18 protein-coding genes and 1 pseudogene are annotated in these 17,095 nt (G+C 71.5%); 8 read left to right on the top strand and 11 right to left on the bottom strand.

Annotated elements, in window-relative coordinates:
• Positions 1-51: 51 nt before the first annotated feature.
• Complete coding sequence (locus J4709_RS42595; protein ID WP_208250741.1) at positions 52-1,485, bottom strand: gamma-aminobutyraldehyde dehydrogenase; 1,434 nt, start codon at positions 1,483-1,485, stop codon at positions 52-54.
• A gap of 163 nt (positions 1,486-1,648) precedes the next feature.
• Here J4709_RS42595 and J4709_RS42590 point away from each other — a divergent pair, with 163 nt between their 5' ends.
• Together J4709_RS42590 and J4709_RS42585 are read left to right on the top strand one after the other, a co-directional pair.
• A complete protein-coding gene (locus J4709_RS42590) occupies positions 1,649-2,140 on the top strand; it encodes an Lrp/AsnC family transcriptional regulator (protein ID WP_208250740.1) in 492 nt (163 codons plus the stop codon).
• Positions 2,141-2,255: 115 nt separating this feature from the next.
• Complete coding sequence (locus tag J4709_RS42585; RefSeq protein ID WP_208250739.1) at positions 2,256-2,525, top strand: type II toxin -antitoxin system TacA 1-like antitoxin; 270 nt, start codon at positions 2,256-2,258, stop codon at positions 2,523-2,525.
• 674 nt (positions 2,526-3,199) lie between these two features.
• Here the strand turns inward: J4709_RS42585 and J4709_RS42580 are convergent.
• A complete protein-coding gene (locus tag J4709_RS42580; RefSeq protein WP_307802034.1) occupies positions 3,200-3,640 on the bottom strand; it encodes an HIT family protein in 441 nt (146 codons plus the stop codon).
• Positions 3,641-3,928: 288 nt separating this feature from the next.
• On the opposite strand from J4709_RS42580, the gene J4709_RS42575 reads away from it, so the two are divergent.
• Both J4709_RS42575 and J4709_RS42570 read left to right on the top strand, forming a co-directional pair.
• Positions 3,929-4,654 carry an ABC transporter ATP-binding protein gene (locus J4709_RS42575; RefSeq protein WP_208250737.1) on the top strand — a complete coding sequence of 242 codons (726 nt, stop codon included), beginning with the start codon at positions 3,929-3,931 and terminating at the stop codon, positions 4,652-4,654.
• A 583-nt stretch (positions 4,655-5,237) separates the two neighbouring features.
• Positions 5,238-5,927, top strand: a complete 690-nt coding sequence (locus J4709_RS42570; protein ID WP_208250736.1) for a hypothetical protein — start codon at positions 5,238-5,240, stop codon at positions 5,925-5,927.
• A 48-nt stretch (positions 5,928-5,975) separates the two neighbouring features.
• Here the strand turns inward: J4709_RS42570 and J4709_RS42565 are convergent, their stop codons facing one another.
• From J4709_RS42565 to rlmN, 3 genes are all read right to left on the bottom strand, one after another.
• Positions 5,976-6,800, bottom strand: a complete 825-nt coding sequence (locus J4709_RS42565) for a DUF1963 domain-containing protein (RefSeq protein WP_208250735.1) — start codon at positions 6,798-6,800, stop codon at positions 5,976-5,978.
• 76 nt (positions 6,801-6,876) lie between these two features.
• Positions 6,877-7,377, bottom strand: coding sequence for a DivIVA domain-containing protein (locus J4709_RS42560; protein ID WP_208250733.1), 501 nt, complete (start codon positions 7,375-7,377; stop codon positions 6,877-6,879).
• Between the two features lie 64 nt (positions 7,378-7,441).
• On the bottom strand, positions 7,442-8,590 hold the full coding sequence (rlmN, locus tag J4709_RS42555) for a dual-specificity RNA methyltransferase RlmN (RefSeq protein ID WP_208250729.1): 1,149 nt from the start codon (positions 8,588-8,590) through the stop codon (positions 7,442-7,444).
• 115 nt (positions 8,591-8,705) lie between these two features.
• Here rlmN and J4709_RS42550 point away from each other — a divergent pair, with 115 nt between their 5' ends.
• Complete coding sequence (locus J4709_RS42550; RefSeq protein WP_208250728.1) at positions 8,706-9,851, top strand: suppressor of fused domain protein; 1,146 nt, start codon at positions 8,706-8,708, stop codon at positions 9,849-9,851.
• A gap of 32 nt (positions 9,852-9,883) precedes the next feature.
• On the opposite strand, the gene J4709_RS42545 is transcribed toward J4709_RS42550, so the two are convergent.
• From J4709_RS42545 to rpsB, 5 genes are all read right to left on the bottom strand, one after another.
• Entirely contained in the window at positions 9,884-10,924 is a 1,041-nt protein-coding gene (locus J4709_RS42545) for a phosphatidate cytidylyltransferase (protein ID WP_269757600.1), read from the bottom strand.
• Positions 10,924-11,481, bottom strand: a complete 558-nt coding sequence (frr, locus tag J4709_RS42540; protein ID WP_173099539.1) for a ribosome recycling factor — start codon at positions 11,479-11,481, stop codon at positions 10,924-10,926. Before frr ends, J4709_RS42545 begins: the two co-directional genes overlap by 1 nt.
• A 51-nt stretch (positions 11,482-11,532) precedes the next feature.
• On the bottom strand, positions 11,533-12,312 hold the full coding sequence (pyrH, locus tag J4709_RS42535; RefSeq protein ID WP_173099538.1) for a UMP kinase: 780 nt from the start codon (positions 12,310-12,312) through the stop codon (positions 11,533-11,535).
• A 56-nt stretch (positions 12,313-12,368) separates the two neighbouring features.
• A complete protein-coding gene (gene tsf / locus J4709_RS42530) occupies positions 12,369-13,205 on the bottom strand; it encodes a translation elongation factor Ts (protein ID WP_208250727.1) in 837 nt (278 codons plus the stop codon).
• Positions 13,206-13,289: 84 nt separating this feature from the next.
• Complete coding sequence (gene rpsB / locus J4709_RS42525) at positions 13,290-14,270, bottom strand: 30S ribosomal protein S2 (protein ID WP_208250725.1); 981 nt, start codon at positions 14,268-14,270, stop codon at positions 13,290-13,292.
• A gap of 396 nt (positions 14,271-14,666) precedes the next feature.
• Here rpsB and J4709_RS42520 point away from each other — a divergent pair, with 396 nt between their 5' ends.
• Positions 14,667-15,398: a murein hydrolase activator EnvC family protein gene (locus J4709_RS42520; RefSeq protein ID WP_208250724.1), complete on the top strand. Its 732-nt coding sequence runs from the start codon at positions 14,667-14,669 to the stop codon at positions 15,396-15,398.
• Here J4709_RS42520 and J4709_RS42515 read toward each other — a convergent pair.
• Positions 15,395-16,300, bottom strand: a complete 906-nt coding sequence (locus J4709_RS42515) for a tyrosine recombinase XerC (RefSeq protein ID WP_307802033.1) — start codon at positions 16,298-16,300, stop codon at positions 15,395-15,397. The genes J4709_RS42520 and J4709_RS42515 overlap by 4 nt on opposite strands.
• A gap of 153 nt (positions 16,301-16,453) precedes the next feature.
• Between J4709_RS42515 and J4709_RS42510 the strand changes: the two genes are divergently transcribed.
• Positions 16,454-16,807: a YraN family protein gene (locus J4709_RS42510; RefSeq protein WP_208250720.1), complete on the top strand. Its 354-nt coding sequence runs from the start codon at positions 16,454-16,456 to the stop codon at positions 16,805-16,807.
• Positions 16,808-16,969: pseudogene (locus tag J4709_RS42505) on the top strand (magnesium chelatase domain-containing protein); the annotation flags it as partial.
• Positions 16,970-17,095 lie beyond the last annotated feature (126 nt).

Raw genomic sequence — 17,095 nt, 5'->3', positions numbered from 1 at the left:
GCGCCCGTCCGTGGACGGGGCACCGGCCCGCGCACCGCCGCGACGGGCCCCTCAGGCGCCGATGTAGTGCATGACGTGCTTGACGCGGGTGTAGTCCTCGATTCCGTACATCGACATGTCCTTGCCGTAGCCGGAGTGCTTGAAGCCCCCGTGCGGCATCTCCGAGACGAACGGGATGTGGGTGTTCACCCACACCGCCCCGAAGTCCAGTGCCTTGCTCATGCGCATCGCGCGCCCGTGGTTCTGCGTCCACACGCTGGCCGCCAGCCCGTACCGGACGCCGTTCGCCCACTCGACCGCCTGCGCCTCGTCGGAGAAGCGCTGGACGGTGATGACCGGGCCGAACACCTCGTTCTGCACGATCTCGTCGTCCTGGCGGAGCCCGCCGACGACGGTCGGCTCGAAGAAGTAGCCGGTGTCGCCGGACCGCGACCCGCCGGCCAGCACGCGCGCGTGCCCCGGCACCCGGTCGATGAAGCCCTGCACGCGCTCCAGCTGCGCGGCGCTGTTCACCGGGCCGTAGAAGGCGTCGGTGTTGCTCGGCGGGCCGACGACCGTACCGCGCGCCGCCTCGGCGAGCGCCTCGGTGAACTCGTCGTGCAGCCGGTCGGCGACCAGCACCCGCGTCGCGGCGGTGCAGTCCTGCCCGGCGTTGAAGTAGCCGGCCTCGGCGATGCCCTGCGCCGCCGACGCCACGTCGGCGTCGTCGAACACCACGACGGGCGCCTTCCCGCCGAGCTCCAGGTGCACCTTCTTCAGGTCCTTCGCGGCGGACGCGGCGACCTCCATGCCCGCCCGCACGCTGCCGGTGATCGACACCATCTGCGGCGTCGGGTGCTCCACCAGCGCGCGGCCGGTGTCGCGGTCGCCGCAGATCACGTTGAACACGCCGGGCGGCAGGTGCTCCGCGGCGATCTCCGCCAGCATCAGCGTGCTGACCGGGGTCGTCTCCGACGGCTTGAGCACGACGGTGTTTCCCGTCGCGAGCGCCGGCCCGAACTTCCAGACCGCCATCATCATCGGGTAGTTCCACGGCGTGACCTGCGCGCACACCCCGATGGGCTCGCGCCGGATCGAGGAGGTGTGGTCCGCCAGGTACTCGCCGGTGGCCTTGCCCTCCAGCACCCGCGACGCCCCCGCGAAGAAGCGGAGGTTGTCCACCATCGGCGGCAGCTCCTCCTCCATGGTGAGCTGCACGGGCTTGCCGGTGTCGCGGCTCTCCGCCTCGACCAGCTCGCGGCCCCGCGCCTCGACGGCGTCGGCGAACCGCAGCATCGCGAGGCTGCGCTCGCCGGGCGTCGCGTCCCGCCACGCGGGGAACGCCTCCGCGGCGGCGCGGAACGCGGCGTCGACGTCCTCGGCGCCGGACACGGGCGCCTGCGCGTACGCCTCGCCGGTACTGGGGTCGACCACCTCCAGCGTCCGCCCGTCCTTGGCGTCCACGTACTCGCCACCGATAAAGTTGCGCAGCCGTTCGCCGCTCATCTCGATCCTTCCTGGGCGCCGCCGCCCGAACCGTCCGTTGGCCCGACCCTGACAGACGTTCTCGCCCAATACAAGTGATTCCGTTGTTACGATCCAGTTTCACGACTAATTCACTTGGACCGACCGCCTCTCACCCTCGATGCCGCAGCTAGGAGTACCAACGATGACGGAGGAGCGCCCTCCCGCGCGCCGGGGGTCCGCCCGGCCTGCCGTGCAGCTCGACGAGACCGCCAAGCGGATCATCGAGCAGCTCCAGCAGGACGGCCGCCGCTCCTACGCCGCCATCGGCAAGGCCGTCGGCCTCTCCGAGGCCGCCGTCCGGCAGCGCGTGCAGAAGCTCCTCGACGCCGGCGTGATGCAGATCGTCGGCGTCACCGACCCGTTGATGCTCGGCTTCTCCCGGCAGATGATGATCGGCGTGAAGTGCGAGGGCGACCTGGAGACGATCGCCGACGAGCTCTCCGCCCTCGACGAGATCGACTACGTCGTCATCACCGCCGGCTCGTTCGACATCCTCGTCGAGCTCGTCTGCGAGGACGACGAGGGCCTGCTGGAGCTCCTCGGCCGGATCCGCGCCGTCCCGGGGGTCGTCTCCACCGAAAGCTTCGTCTACCTCAAGCTGCGGAAACAGACCTACTCCTGGGGCACCCGCTGAGCCGGCGCGCCGCCTTCCGCGGCCGCTCTCCCACCGCCGTTTCTCGTCCCGAATGAGGATGTCCCGGCGCCCCCTCGCGGCGTACGTTGAGATGCCGCAAGGAAGGAGACCGGCCATGTCTGAGTCGGTCCGCCCGGACCTTCCCGCTCCCGGAACCGACGACCGCATCGCCCTCAGCACCTCCGCCGAGCAACTCCTCGTCCTCCGCAAGGCCGCCGAACTGATCGGCTGGACCGTCTCCGACTTCGTCCTCTCCGCCGCCTTGGACCGCGCCGAACGCGACCTCTACGAACACGCCGCCGCCCAACGCGCCACCTGCCAGGACCCACCCCCCGACCCCAAAGCGACCGAACCCTACATAGCCCTCCTCCTAGCCCTCCCCTAACCCACCCACACCCCCTCCGCCGAGCCCGGCGACGGCCCCGCCAGGCTCGGCAAACCACCCGCCAGACCCGACACCCGCCCCGGGAACACCCAGGTGGCGGTCTCTGCTGCGGCTCAAAGCGACCCCCGACGGGCGTGACGGAGCGATCCACCGGCTCCGCCCCAGGCCCCCGCCAGGGTCAGTGGCGGTTTCCGCCGGACTCAGCGAAGCGATCCACGAGTCCCAAGACCGCCCCCCACCAAGCCCGTCGACGGCCCCTGCCGCATTCAGCGCAGCAGTCCGCCAGATCCCCCGGCGGTCCCCGCCAGGTCCGGTGGCAATCTCCCCGTGGCCCGGCAACGACCCCGACGGGCTCGACGGAGCAGTCCACCTGACCCGACGGCGGTCCCACCAGAATCGATAGCGATCCCCATCAGACTCGGAGACGCTCCCCGCCGCGCTCAGCGAAGCCCGCCATCAGATCCGGCCGCCAAGTTCGGTGGCGAGGACAGCCAGATCCGATGGCAGAGGCCATCGGATTCGGTCACCGTCTCCCGCGAACTCGGCGGAGCTGTCCGCGCTCGGTCCGCCGGCGGCCCTCACCAGGTTCGCGAAGGTGACCGGCAGGCTTCGGCGCGGGGGCGCCGGGTTCAGGGCGGCGGCCGCCGGCCCGGAGGGGTGCGGGACCACGTGAGTCAGGAGGTGTTGGCGAGGGCGGTGGCCAGGCGGGCGGCGTAGTCGGCGGCTTCGGCGTCGGAGTCGTACTTCTGGCGGGGCCAGAAGAACCCGCGCAGGCCGTCCTTGCGGTTGCGCGGAACGACATGGACGTGCAGGTGGGGGACGCTCTGGCTGATGCGGTTGTTCATGGCCACGAAGGAGCCGGCCGCGCCGAGCACCGACTCCATGGCCGCGGCGAGCCGCTGCGCATGCCCGAAGTACGGGCCGAGCAGTTCGGCGGGCAGATCCGGCAACGTCTCGTAGTGCGTCCGCGGTACCAGCAGCGTGTGCCCCTTGAAGAGCGGCCGCGCGTCAAGGAACGCGAGCACGTCCGGGGTGTCGAGGACGATATGGGCGGGGCGCTCGCCCTTCACGATCTCGCAGAAAACGCAGGACTTGCCGGACGCGGAGTCAGCCATGCGCGGCATTCTGCCGCCCCCCGCCCCCGCGCGCAGCCTCTCGCTACCCGCGGCGGCGCAGTGTCCCCGCGACCCGCGCATGCGGGACACCCCCATTACCTGTGCATGCCGGACAACCCCGCTACCCGTGCATGCGGGACAACCCCACTACCCGCGCATGCGGGACACCTCCCTACCCGTGCGTGCGGGACAACCTCACTACCCGCGCATGCGGGACACCTCCCTTCCCCGTGTGCTGCCTCCGCCCTAACGGCGTCCTTAGGTTTCCATCGCTACCCTTCGTGTCCTATGCGGCTCGACGATGTCGCCTTCCGCTATCACCGGAGGGGACCCTGGGTGTTGAGTGACGTCACGCTCTCCCTCCCGCCGGGCAGCGTCACCGAGGTGACCGGCCGGAACGGTGCGGGAAAGTCGACGCTTCTGCGCCTCATCGCTGGTCTTCGCGCTCCCCGGCGGGGTTCGGTGCGAGACAGGCCGCGCCGGGTCGGGTACGCGCCCGAGCGCTTTCCCGTGGACCAGCCGTTCACCGTCCGCTCGTACCTCGCCCACATGGCCGCGGTCAGGCAGGTGCCCAAGGACGTGATCGGGACGTGGGCCGAACGCCTGAGTTTCGAGCATCTCCTCGATGTGCGGTTGCCAGAGCTGTCCAAAGGCAGTGCGCAGAAGGTCGGGCTCACGCAGGCGCTCATGGACGATCCGGGTCTCCTCATCCTCGACGAGCCCTTCGCCGGTCTGGACGCGGCAACCCGCGACGCCCTGCCTGGCCTGATCGCCGGGCTCGCCGCCAGCGGCGCCACCGTGGTCATCAGCGACCACCAGCGCTGCATCGAGTCGCTTCCGGGCATCGACCGGGTCCAGGTCGCCGACGGGACGGTGACCCGCCTGGACACGGGCGAGGAGGCGGACGTCCCGAACCTGACGGTGCTCGAGGTTGTGGTGCCCGAAGCCGACGCCGACACCGTGGAGACCAAGCTCCGCGCGGACGGCTACACCGTGCGGAGGCCCGACCGATGATCACCACGTCCCCCGCAACGTCCGAGGCATGCCCGGGCAGCGGCCGGCATGCCGTCTCGGAGGACCCGGGCACTGTTCGCGATGAGGCCAAGCGCCCACGTTGGCAATGGTCGGCAGGCTCGGGCAGCGACGAGCATGCGAGGTCAGAACGGGATGACCGTCCAAGCCGGAGACGCGACGCCCGCATGAGCCCGGCGGCGGACGAGCGTCCGAGACCGAAGCGCGACACCCCCACGAGCCCGGCAGAGGACCACCAACCGATGCCGAAACGCTGCGCCCCCACGAGCCCGGCAGCGGACGAGCGTCCGAGGCCGAGACGCGACGCCCGCATGAGCCCGGCCGCGGACCACCATCCGAGGCCGAGACGTGGCGCCGGCATGAGCCTGGGACGGGATGACCGGGCGGGACGGGGCGGCCACGTGAGCCCTGGGCATGAGGACCACTCGGGATGCAGACGCCAGGACCTCGGAGCCTTGGTACTGGACCGTCGGCTTGAGTTCGAGGGCAACGATCGCATGCGCCCAGGGCGGGGGCGTGACGGCCGTGTGAGGTCGGGGCGGGGTGGGGTTGCGGGGTGGGGGCGGTGATCGCGCTCGCGCGGTTCCAGGTCGAGGGGTACGTGCGGTCGCTGCGCGTTCTGCATCCGGTGATCGTCGTCGCGCTGGTGATGGTGCTCGTGCTCGTGCAGGGGCCGGGTGGGCCGGAGCGGGTCCAGCTCTCCGTCGGCACCTTCGGCGATGTGGCGGCGTTCATGTTCCCGATCTGGGCGTGGACGGCGCGGGCCCTGCTGGACACGCAGCCCGACGAGCAGCGGGCGTTGTCGGCAACGGCGGCGCGGCACCGTTGGACGCCCACCTGGGCGGGGTTGATCGCCGCATACGCCGTGAACCTGGGCCTGGGCGTCATTGTGCTGGCCATTCCTCTCGTGCAGGCGCTGCAGGTGGGTGCGCCGGGTCGGGCGATCCTCGCGGGGTGCGCGCTGAGCGCGCCGGTGGCGTTCGCCGGCACGCTGCTCGGCGCCTGGACGAGCCGGGCCGTCATCCCCGACTCCGGGGTGTCGCTCCTGGCGCTGCTGGGCGGCGCTACGGTCGTCCTCTTGCTGGGCCTGGGACGGCTGTCCTGGCTCTCCGTGCCGATGATCGAGTGGCTGCGGGCGGCGCACGACGGCCCGGACCGTTTCCTCGCGGACTTCCCCGGCCTGATGCTGCACCTGGGGCTATGGTCGGCCGTCGTCGGCGCGGCCTACATGTTCGTGGCCCGGCTGCGTCACTGACCGAACCAGGGTGCCGAGTCTGCAAGAGCCGCATGGTTCCTCCGGATGTCATGTCGCTTGGACGGTCAGCCATGCCCGTTCCAAGGGGTCGCTCCGGCGGGAGCAGAAGTAGACGCGTCCTGGATCGCCCCAGTACCAGCCGAGACGCTGATCGGAGTCGAGCTGGAGCAGCAGGCGCCAGTCGGCGGCGGCCGCCGTGTCGTCGGGTGACAGGTCGGGCGCGTCGAGGGTCTCCAGCGGCCGTCCCGTGGAGGCGTACAGGCAGTCGGGACCGATCGGCCGCTGGACGAGGTCGGGCCAGCCTCCCAGCTGATGCGCGGGCACGTCGGGCGTGACGTGCCGTGACCAGACCGCGTGCAGCTGCTCGTACTCGGCGAGAATGCCGCGGTTGAGGCGCTCCAGCCGCTGCATGACCGGCTCCTGCGGCGACGGCAGGGACAGGAACGGGGCGGCGCTCAGCTCCGTCGGCGGATAGGACAGGGCTCCAGGCGGCGGCTCGACAGGCCGCAGGTCGCCTGTGAACACGCGCCAGCCGTCCCGCTGCCCGGACGCGTCGCCCCACGGCCGCGGGGTCTCGCTCGCGTAGTAGAAGGCCGCGCGGCCCGTGCGGGGCAGGCCGGGGATCGTCCCGAAGACGGCGAGCCCGGCGAAGTCGACGGCGCCGAGGAAGTCCAGCGGGCGGCCTCTCCAGACCGGCCACGCCGCGGCGGCGGGCAGCAGCGGGGCGCCGCCGAGCCTGACCGGCGCCCCGCCGCCGGCACCGAGCCGCACCGCGGGCCGGGCCAGGGACAGCAGGACCGAGATGATCTCGCGGGTGAACAGCAGGCCGAGGAAGGAGCCCAGCCGCCGGCGCTGCGCGTCGAAGTCGTCCATGCCCCGAAGCCTGCTGGGCCCCGGCGCCGGTCACCACCCCGCGGGGAAAATGTGGATAACTTCGCGGCCGTGATCGTCAGCGGCCCTCGATGGCCCCGGCGAGCTGGGTGAGGAACCGGTCGACCTCCTGCTCGTCGTAGCCGGGTCCGAGCCGGACGACGCGGAACGCGCTCTCCCGGACGTCCCGCGCCGACACCGGCGGGGCGGAGCCGCGCAGCCCGGCGACGACCCGGTCCAGGAACGCGTCGACGTCCCGGACGTCGTAGCCGCTGTGCATGCCCGAGCCGGAGAACCGGGCGTTCTGGATCCAGTTGATCAGCCAGGCGGGGTTCGCCCGGGGACGGCCGGGGCGCTCGGCGATCGGCGCCTTCGTCTCCAGCTCCCGGATGCACTCGCGCACCAGGTCGTCCACCGCGCGGCGGTCGTAGCCGCGCAGGACGACGTCGAAGCGCGCCGTGCGCACCTCGTCGGCCGACATCGGCGGCCCGCCGTTCAGCGCGCCCGAGATCCGTTCGAGCAGGCCGTCCACCTGCGTCCGGTCGTACCCCCGCAACGCCACCGGCAGCCGCGTGCTCATCAGCGCCACCGTGCTCCTCAGCCCTCGTCCCCGCGCCCGCGGGCCCGGGGGCGCCGCCGGCGCGTCAGTCCTTGGTCGCCGCGGCCAGCTGTCCGCAGGCCCCGTCGATCTCCCTGCCCCGAGTGTCGCGCACCGTGACCGGGACCCCGTGGGCCTCCAGGCGGCGGACGAACTCGCGCTCGTCCTCCGGCCGCGAGGCGGTCCACTTGGAGCCCGGCGTCGGATTCAACGGGATCAGATTGACGTGTACGAGGTGGCCGCGCAAGAGCCTGCCGAGAAGATCGGCCCGCCAGGCCTGGTCGTTGACGTCCTTGATGAGGGCGTACTCGATCGACACGCGGCGCCCGCTGCGGTCTGCGTAGGCCCACGCGGCGTCCAGGACCTCGGCGACCTTCCACCGGTTGTTGATCGGGACGAGGTCGTCGCGGAGCTCGTCGTCGGGCGCGTGCAGGGACAGCGCCAGCCGCACCGACATGTCCTCGGCGGCCAGCTTCTCGATCGCCGGGACGAGGCCGACCGTGGACACCGTCACCGAGCGCTGGGAGATGCCGAGTCCGGCCGGGGCCGGGTCGGTGATGCGGCGCACCGCGCCTATGACGGCCTTGTAGTTCGCGAGCGGCTCCCCCATGCCCATGAAGACGATGTTGGAGACGCGGCCGGGGCCGCCGGGGATCCGCCCGCGCGCCATCGCGCGCGCGCCGGCCGCGACCTGCTCCACTATCTCGGCCGTGGAGAGGTTGCGGGTGAGGCCCGCCTGGCCCGTGGCGCAGAACGGGCAGTTCATGCCGCAGCCCGCCTGAGACGAGACGCACATCGTCGCCCGGTCCGGGTAGCGCATCAGCACCGACTCGAACAGGACGCCGTCGAACGCCTTCCAGACCGTCTTCAGCGTCCTGCCGCCGTCGCAGTCCAGTTCGCGCACCGGGGTGAGCAGCGAGGGCAGCAGCTCGGACACCAGCCGGTCGCGGACGGCGGCCGGCAGGTCGGTCATCTTCGCCGGGTCGTCGACGAGCCGGGCGAAGTAGTGCCGCGACAGCTGGTCGGCCCGGAACGGCTTCTCGCCCAGCTCGGCGACCGCCTCGCGGCGCTCGGCCTGCGTGAGGTCGGCCAGGTGCCGGGGCGGCTTGCCCCGCCGCGGCGCGGCGAAGACGAGCTTCGCCGGGGTCTTCTTGGGCGCGGCGCCCGCGGTGGTGGGCTCGGTGGTGGCAGACATGGTGCTTCCAGTGTCGCAAACACCTGCCGATGCCTCGTCCGCGCGCGCGAACACCGCTCCCGCGAGCGCTACGACATCGCTGCACATGACCTTGTCTGCGGCTAAGGTCTCGATCATGTCGGTATTGCGCAGGGCCGCCGCCTCGCCCAGGAGCCCCGCCGCCACGGTCGTCCACGCCGAGGCCAGCCCGTACGGCAGCCGCCGGCTCGTCGTCGAGTCCGACGGCGACGTGACCGCCGCCTACCTGCGGGACGCGCGGGACTCGGTGATCGGCGCCGTCTGGGTCGCCAACCACCGCAAGGCCCCGTCGTCGCTGGACCGGCCGCGGCTGGACGCGGGGGGCGCGCCGCTCCTGCCGGAGTCCCATGTCGCCCACCCACAGGGACGCGAGGCCGTCGACGTCTCCGCCCTTGAGGTCGTGTGGTTCGAGGAGGGCGACGGCGTCGCCGTGCTGGAGGCGGGCGACCCGCTGTTCGTGATCCCGGGATGGTCGGACATGGGCCGCGGCATCCCCGGCTACGCGCGCGACGCCAAGGAGCAGAGCCCGTTCGCGTTCCCCATGGAAGAGGAGATCGCGGAGTTCGGCCCGCGCATCGAGCGCGCACGCGAGCACTGGAAGATGTGCCGCGCGGACGGCTCGTGGGCGGAGTTCCAGCAGTCCGTCCTAGGCCATCTGCTGCAGCGGCTCGGCCCGGGTGGCCACTACTGGCACGACGTAGGGCGCCAGCTGGCGGGACGCAACGCGTCCACGCCGCCCACGGTGGGCGTGACGGAACGGCCCGCACGTGGCGACCGTGAATTCACCGTGCTCAGTTCCGTCGGGATGAGCCGCCAGCGGATGCCCACCGTGGAGCTGTACGAGGACGACGTCGCCCCGTACGCCCGCATAGAGCTGGCCGTGGCGAGCACCCTCCCGAGCCAGCGTGCGGGAAGCATCTTCCCGTGGCTCGCCCAATACCCGTGGCGGTCGGTGACATGGTTCGCCCCAGGCGACGTGGTCAAGTGGTACCACGAGTCCCGTACGTTCCCCCTGGGCAGCGGCGACAGCGCATGGGAAGGCGTACTCCTCCTGGACGATCCCAGCCGGCTGGCAGGCCCGGAGGCCCCGGCCCTCACCGGACTGACCGTGCAGGGCGATCCCGTGCGCTGGCTGTGGCTCGTCCCCATCACCGGGGAGGAGCACCGCTACGCCAAGAGCGAAGGCTCGGACGCGCTCATCCGGCGCATGGCGCAGCAGGGGCGCTCCTGGATCGTCTCCTAGCCCCCGGCCCGGAACGGCCCCCCGGCGGCGGCTTAGCTCGGGACGAACAGTTCCAGCAGCAGCCACACCACGGGGGCCGTCGCGACCAGCGAGTCGAGGCGGTCCATGACCCCGCCGTGGCCCGGCAGGAGCGTTCCCATGTCCTTGATGCCGAGATCGCGCTTGATCATCGACTCGATCAGGTCGCCGCCCGTCGCGGTGACCACGGCGGCGAGGCCGACCAGCGCGCCCTGCCAGGCGTGCCCGCCGTCCAGCAGCCACGACACCAGCCACCCGCCGACGATCATGCAGGTGATCGCGGAGCCGGTGACGCCCTCCCACGTCTTCTTCGGGCTGATCGTGGGGGCGAGCTTGTGCTTGCCGAGGAACGTGCCGGCGAAATAGCCGCCGATGTCGCTGGCGACCGTCGTCGCGATGAAGATGACCGTGCGGTCGTCGCCGTCGCCCGGGGCCATGAGGAGCGCGACGATCCCGCCCATCAGCACCAGGTAACCCGCGACGAACGCGCCCGCGCTGACGTCCCGGACGTAGCCGTCCGCGCCCTCCATCATCCGGATCAGCATCATGCTGAGCACGGTGAGCGACACCGCCGCCACCACCGCGGTGGGCCCCCACACATAGGAGACGACCGGAGTGGCCACCATCCCCGTCGCGACCGGGATGAAGGGCACCCTGATGCCGCGGGACTTGAAGGCGTCCGTCAGCTCCCGCATGCCGAGGAAGAGGAAGACCACCATCACGGCAAGGAAGATCCACTTGACCGTGTACAGCGACAGCAGTACGAGCGCCCCTAGGGCGACGCCCACGCCGATGGCGATCGGAAGGTTCCTGCCGGTCTTGCTCTGGCGCCCGCCACCGGAGGGGTCCGGGGCCTGCTCCTCACCGGATTCAGCGCGCGCGCCCGTGGCCGGCGTCGCGCCGGAGGGCGCCGCGTCGTCTGCGGAGGTGCCTGCGGGGGTGTCCGGCGCCTCGCCGGAGGGCGAGTCCAGAGCTTCTCCCGGGGGTGGGCCGGGCATGTCGACCTCCGGCTCATCCGGGGAGCCCGCGGGCTCCCCGGCGTCGTCGAGTCCCATCAAACTTCGAGCAGTTCGGCCTTCTTGTGCTCGAGCAGCTCGTCGATCTGCGCCACGTACCTGTGCGTGGTGTCGTCGAGCTCCTTCTCCGCACGCCGCACCTCGTCCTCGCCGACCTCGCCGTCCTTGGCGAGCTTGTCGAGGGTGTCCTTGGCGCGCCGCCGGATGTTGCGGATGGAGATCTTGCTGTCCTCGGCCTTGGTGCCGGCGACCTTGATGAAGTCCCTGCGGCGCTCCTCCGACAGCTCGGGGAAGACCACCCGGATGACGTTGCCGTCGTTGGTGGGGTTCACGCCGAGGTCGCTGTCCCGGATCGCCTTCTCCACCGCCTGCATGGACGACTTGTCGAACACCTGCACGATGACCATCCGCGGCTCGGGCAGCGTGAACGACGCCAGCTGGTTGACCGGCGTCGGTGTGCCGTAGTACTCCGCGGTGATCTTGTTGAACATGGCGGGGGTGACCCGGCCGGTGCGGATGGCCTGGAAGTCCTCCTTGGCGACCGCGACCGCCTTCTCCATCTTCTCCTCGGCTTCGAGGAGGGTCTCGTCGATCACTGTGACTCCCATGTCATCTGGTCGGCCCTGGCACCGCGTTCCGGGCCGCGGTCAGCCCTGCGCCGGGCTGACCAGCGTGCCGATCTTCTCACCCCGGACGGCCCGGACGATGTTGCCCTGCCCCATGAGGTCGAAGACCACGATGGGGAGCGCGTTGTCCATGCAGAGACTGATGGCCGTGGCGTCCATGACCTTCAGGCCCCGCTGTAGAACCTCACCGTAATCCAAACGGTCGAACTTGACCGCCTCTGGACTCTTACGAGGATCGGCGTCGTACACGCCGTCGACCTGAGTCGCCTTCAGGACGGCCTCGGCGCCGATCTCCAGCGCGCGCTGGGCCGCGGTCGTGTCGGTGGAGAAGAACGGCTGCCCGAGCCCCGCGCCGAAGATGACCACGCGGCCCTTCTCCAGGTGCCGGATGGCGCGCCGCGGGATGTAGGGCTCGGCCACCTGGCTCATGGTGATGGCGGTCTGCACCCGGGTGTCGAGCCCGAGCTTCTCCAGGAAGTCCTGCAGCGCGAGGCAGTTGATGACCGTGCCGATCATCCCCATGTAGTCGGCGCGGCCGCGGTCCATGCCGCGCTCGGCCATGACGGCGCCGCGGAACATGTTCCCGCCGCCGCACACCACCGCGACCTGCACGCCGTCGCGCACGGCCTCGGAGATGGCCTCCGCCACATGCTGCACGACCTCGGGGTCGATGCCGAGGGGGTCGCGTCCGGCGAACGCCTCGCCCGAGAGCTTCAGCAGCACCCGCTTCCAGCCCGCGCGCGGCGCGTGCTGCCCGGACGACGGGGCCGCCGTCGCACTTGTGGTCGTCTTGTCCGGCACGTCGGCGGCCTCCTCGTTGCGTCGCTGAATCTCGGGTCCCTGTCTCCAGAGTGCCCTTACGCCTGCCCGACCTTGAACCGGGCGAAGCGCACGACCTTCACGCCGGCCTCGTCCAGGACCTTGGCGATGGTCTTCTTGCCGTCCTTCACGAACGCCTGCTCGAGCAGCACGAAGTCGCGGAAGTAGGCGTTCACCCGGCCCTCGACGATCTTCGGGATGGCCTGCTCGGGCTTGCCCTCGTCGCGGGTGAGCTGCTCGGCGAGCGCCCGCTCCTTCTCGATCGCCTCCGCGGGGATCTCCTCGCGGTTCAGGTACTTGGGCGCCATCGCCGCGATCTGCTGCGCGACGTCCTTGGCGACCTCGGCGTTCTCCTTGTCCAGCTCGACCAGCACGCCGGTGGTCGGCGGCAGCGACGGGTCGGACTTGTGCAGGTAGCTGGCCACGTAGCCGCCCTGGAAGTGGGCGAAGCGGCGCAGCTCCAGCTTCTCGCCGATCTTGGCGCTGTTCTCCTCGATCAGCGCCTGGACGGTGGTGCCGGGCTCGATCTCGGCGCCCAGCAGGGCCGCCGCGTCGGTGGCGCCGCTGCCCGCCGCGAACGCGACCAGCCGGTCCGCCAGCTCGATGAACTGCGCGTTCTTGGCGACGAAGTCGGTCTCGCAGTTCAGCTCCAGCAGCGCGCCGTCGCCCGTGCCGTTGAAGTGCTCGGCGACCAGGCCGTTGGCGGCGGTGCGCTCGGCGCGCTTGCCGACGTCCTTGGCGCCCTTGAGGCGCAGCAGCTCCGTGGCCTTCTCGAAGTCGCCGTCCGCCTCGGTCAGGGCGTTCTTGACGGCCATCATGCCGGAGCCGGTCAGCTCGCGAAGCCGCTTGACGTCAGCGGCGGTGAAGTTAGCCATCGCTCTCTTCGTTCTCTCGTCGTTGGTCGTGGGACCCGCGACGGTCCCGGCGGCGTCGCACGTGACGCCGCCGGGACCGCGGGATCAAGCCTGCTGGCCCTCGGCAGGGGTCTCCGCCGGAGCGTCGGCCGGAGCCTCCGCGGGCGTCTCGGCCGGGGCCTCGGCCTCGGCGGGCGCTTCGGCCGGAGCCTCGGCGGGCGCTTCGGCCTCGGCGGCCGGCGCGGCCTCGGCGGGCGCCTCGGCCGGAGCCTCGGCGGACTCGCCCTCGGCCTGCTTGTTCTCCAGCAGGTCCCGCTCCCACTCGGCCAGCGGCTCGGCGGCACCCGTGGCGGCGCCCTCGGCGGGCTTCTCGTCGCCGCCGGACGCGGCGCCCGCGCGGGCGAGGAGGCCGTCGGCCACCGAGTCGGCGACGACGCGGGTCAGCAGGCTGACGCTGCGGATGGCGTCGTCGTTGCCCGGGACCGGGTAGTCGACCTCGTCGGGGTCGCAGTTGGTGTCGAGGATGGCCACGACCGGGATGCCGAGCTTCTTGGCCTCGTTGACCGCGATGTGCTCCTTCTTGGTGTCCACGATCCAGATGGCGCTCGGGACCTTCGCCATGTCGCGGATACCGCCGAGGGTGCGCTCCAGCTTGTCCTTCTCGCGGCGCAGGCCGAGCAGCTCCTTCTTGGTCATGCCGGAGCCGGCCACGTCGTCGTAGTTGATCTCCTCCAGCTCCTTGAGCCGGGTGAGCCGCTTGTGGACGGTGGAGAAGTTGGTCAGCATGCCGCCCAGCCAGCGCTGGTTGACGTAGGGCATGCCGACGCGGGTCGCCTGCTCGGCGATGGACTCCTGCGCCTGCTTCTTGGTGCCGACGAACAGGATCGTGCCGCCGTGCGCGACCGTGGCCTTGACGAACTCGAAGGCGCGGTCGATGTAGGACAGCGACTGCTGCAGGTCGATGATGTAGATGCCGTTGCGCTCGGTGAGGATGAAGCGCTTCATCTTCGGGTTCCACCGGCGGGTCTGGTGGCCGAAGTGGACGCCGCTCTCAAGGAGCTGCCGCATGGTGACGACGGGTGCCATTGCCCGTGTTCTCCTTCTCTGGCCCTTCCGGGCCGCATTTGGTTGTCGTCCTGCGCCCGGGCATCGCCCCACCGTCGCCGCGGCGACGGACCGAGGGGCGTCGCCCCACCATGTCTTCGGTGGCATGCGGACGCGTGAAATCAGCCGCCGGGACAGCCCCTGGCGGCTGTGATCCGGAACGTTCCCCGGATCCGTGACCTCTCCGCTCACCGGGAGCGGCTTCCCGCCTCCCCGCCGGACGGCGGATCGGCGACGGCCTGGCCCTGGCCGGTGTCCTTCCGGGCACGCATACAGATTATCAGGGCGCGGACGCCCCCGGGAATCAACGGCCCGAGCGGTTATCCACAGTTCGCGCACCTCCTGACGTTCCCGCCGACCGGGCGGCAGGCTCCTGGCATGACCTTGCTCACACTGCTCCTCACCTGCGCGATCACCGTCGGCTCCCCCGGAGCCGGCGCCTGGCGGTGGCCGCTCGGGCCGCCCGCCCCGCGGGTCCTGCGCGCCTTCTCCCCGCCGGCCGTCCCGTGGGGCCCCGGCCACCGCGGTGTCGATCTCGCGGCGCGGCCGGGCGAACCGGTGTACGCCGCCGGGGCCGGACGGGTCTCCTACGCCGGGCACCTGGCCGGACGCGGCGTCGTCGCCGTCGACCACGGGCCGCTGCGCACGACGTACCTGCCCGTCCGTCCCAGCGTCAAGACCGGACGCCAGGTGACCTTAGGCGCCCGTATCGGCGTCCTTGAGGACGGCCATCTCCACTGTTCGACGCCATGCCTGCACTGGGGCCTGCGCAAAGGCAACATTTACCTGGACCCGCTGAGCCTGGTCAGGCGGGAAGTGCGGCTCCTCCCCCAGTGGCCGCGTGCCGCACCACCGCAGAAGGCATCGTCGAAGGCGCACGAACGGCATCCCCCGTCCGACGAGCCGCCGGCTCCGAGCATGACGCTCCGCGACGCGACGACGGCCACCGGCGGGGCTGTCACCGGGCTCGTCCTGGCCTACTCCCTGTCCTTCGCCTGGCGCCGCACTCGTGCGCGCGGGCGTTCTCGCCGTCCTCCGCCCGGCGTGATCGACCTCGCCCATGAGCGCCGCCTGCGCCGCGTCCCTCAGCGCCGTCAGGAACGCACCTAGTCGTCTCTGGCGGCGCGGGGGTGGGCCCGGCGGTGGACCTGCTTGAGCCGTTCTGCCGATACGTGCGTGTAGAGCTGCGTGGTCTGCAGGGACGCGTGGCCGAGGATCTCCTGGACGCTGCGGAGGTCGGCGCCGCCCTCCAGCAGGTGGGTCGCGGCGGTGTGGCGGAGCCCGTGGGGGCTGAGATCGGGCATCGCGCCCGCACCGGAGATCCGGGAATGGACGATCCGGCGGGCGCTGGTCGGATGCAGGCGTCCCCCGCGGGCGCCGAGGAACAGGGCGGGGCCGCTGTCCTCGGTCACCACGGCCGGGCGGCCCGCCCTGAGCCAGTCCTCCACGGCCCGGACGGCCGGCTCGCCCACCGGGACGGTCCGCTCCCGGTTCCCCTTGCCCAGGACGCGTATGGTCCGGCGGCCGGTGTCCAGGTCGTCGACGTCGAGGCCGCAGAGTTCGCTGACGCGTACGCCCGTCCCATAGAGGACCTCTAGTACGGCCAGGTCGCGCAGCCCCATCGGCCCTTCCACGTCCAACGTGTCGAGCAGGCGCGCCGCGTCGTCCTGGGTGAGCACGCTGGGCAGGTCGCGGCGCTTCTTCGGCGTGCCCAGCAGCAGACCGGGGTCGCTGTCCAGGAGCCCGCGCCGGTGGAGGTGATGGGTGAAGGCCCGGACGGCCGCCGTCCGGCGGGCGAGGGTGGCGCGCGCGCGTCCGAGCGCGTGCTGGCGGGCCAGCCAGGCGCGCAGGAGCGACACGTCCAGGCTCGCCGGATCGGTGACCCCGACGTCGGACGCGTACGCGCACAGGTCCGCCAGGTCGCCGAGGTAGGCGCGCAGCGTGTGCGGTGAGACGCCGCGTTCGGCGTGCAGGTGCCGCCCGAACTCGTCCACGGCCTCGTTCAGATCCACATGGGCCACGCTGCGCCAGACGCCGCGGCCAGGCAAGCACCGGACGCCGTTTTCGCCGAATCACCCCAAATCGCAGCCGGTTTTCCACAGAACGCGGTTCACCTGTTCGGCGGTTCCGGGGTCCGGCAGCGTCGATGGCCGGAGGTGAGGCACATGACCGCCCACATCGAACTGGGCCGGCGCGGCGAGGACGCGGCGGCCGCCTATCTGACCGGGCTCGGCTGGAGGGTCCTCGACCGCAACTGGCGCTGCCCCGAGGGCGAGCTCGACATCGTCGCGCACGACGGCCGCGCGCACGTCGTCTGCGAGGTGAAGACCCGCAGGTCCGCCCTGTACGGCGATCCGCTCGAGGCGATCACGGCGGCCAAGTCCACGCGGTTACGGCGGCTGGCCTGGCGGTGGGCCGCCGCGCACGGCGTCGGCGGCGCGCAGGTCCGGGTGGACGTGCTCGGCCTGGTCGTCAGGGGCGACGGCTTCTCGATCGATCATCTGAAGGAGGTGTGCTGAATGACGCTCGCCAAGACCCGCTCGGTGTCCCTGGTGGGGGTGGACGGCTTCGTCGTGGACGTCGAGGCCGCCCTCACCAGCGGGGTCCCCGGCCTGCATCTGGTCGGCCTGCCCGACACCGCGCTGAGCGAGGCCCGCGACCGCGTCCGCGCGGCGGTCTTCTTCCCTGTCAAGTCAGCATGTTGAGCTTGGTCCTGCCTCGGACGGAGCCCGGGACGCCCGTCGAGGACCGGGCCGTCTGGAGGCAGCGGTCGTTGATGAGCGGTCAGATCCGCTTCCCTCTCTGGA

The sequence above is a fragment of the Actinomadura violacea genome, from assembly GCF_017573465.1.
Taxonomy (GTDB): domain Bacteria; phylum Actinomycetota; class Actinomycetes; order Streptosporangiales; family Streptosporangiaceae; genus Spirillospora; species Spirillospora violacea.
This window is presented reverse-complemented; position numbering and strand designations above follow the sequence as displayed.

Coding starts and splice junctions, on each gene's coding strand:
- J4709_RS42580 (WP_307802034.1), bottom strand. CDS start 3,640: ATGGCTGACTCCGCGTCCGGCAAGTCCTGCGTTTTCTGCGAGATCGTG.
- J4709_RS42575 (WP_208250737.1), top strand. CDS start 3,929: ATGCGGCTCGACGATGTCGCCTTCCGCTATCACCGGAGGGGACCCTGG.
- J4709_RS42565 (WP_208250735.1), bottom strand. CDS start 6,800: ATGGACGACTTCGACGCGCAGCGCCGGCGGCTGGGCTCCTTCCTCGGC.
- tsf (WP_208250727.1), bottom strand. CDS start 13,205: ATGGCTAACTTCACCGCCGCTGACGTCAAGCGGCTTCGCGAGCTGACC.
- J4709_RS42510 (WP_208250720.1), top strand. CDS start 16,454: ATGACCGCCCACATCGAACTGGGCCGGCGCGGCGAGGACGCGGCGGCC.
- rpsB (WP_208250725.1), bottom strand. CDS start 14,270: ATGGCACCCGTCGTCACCATGCGGCAGCTCCTTGAGAGCGGCGTCCAC.
- rlmN (WP_208250729.1), bottom strand. CDS start 8,590: ATGTCTGCCACCACCGAGCCCACCACCGCGGGCGCCGCGCCCAAGAAG.
- J4709_RS42545 (WP_269757600.1), bottom strand. CDS start 10,924: ATGGGACTCGACGACGCCGGGGAGCCCGCGGGCTCCCCGGATGAGCCG.
- J4709_RS42520 (WP_208250724.1), top strand. CDS start 14,667: ATGACCTTGCTCACACTGCTCCTCACCTGCGCGATCACCGTCGGCTCC.
- J4709_RS42585 (WP_208250739.1), top strand. CDS start 2,256: ATGTCTGAGTCGGTCCGCCCGGACCTTCCCGCTCCCGGAACCGACGAC.
- J4709_RS42560 (WP_208250733.1), bottom strand. CDS start 7,377: ATGAGCACGCGGCTGCCGGTGGCGTTGCGGGGGTACGACCGGACGCAG.
- J4709_RS42550 (WP_208250728.1), top strand. CDS start 8,706: ATGTCGGTATTGCGCAGGGCCGCCGCCTCGCCCAGGAGCCCCGCCGCC.
- J4709_RS42590 (WP_208250740.1), top strand. CDS start 1,649: ATGACGGAGGAGCGCCCTCCCGCGCGCCGGGGGTCCGCCCGGCCTGCC.
- J4709_RS42595 (WP_208250741.1), bottom strand. CDS start 1,485: ATGAGCGGCGAACGGCTGCGCAACTTTATCGGTGGCGAGTACGTGGAC.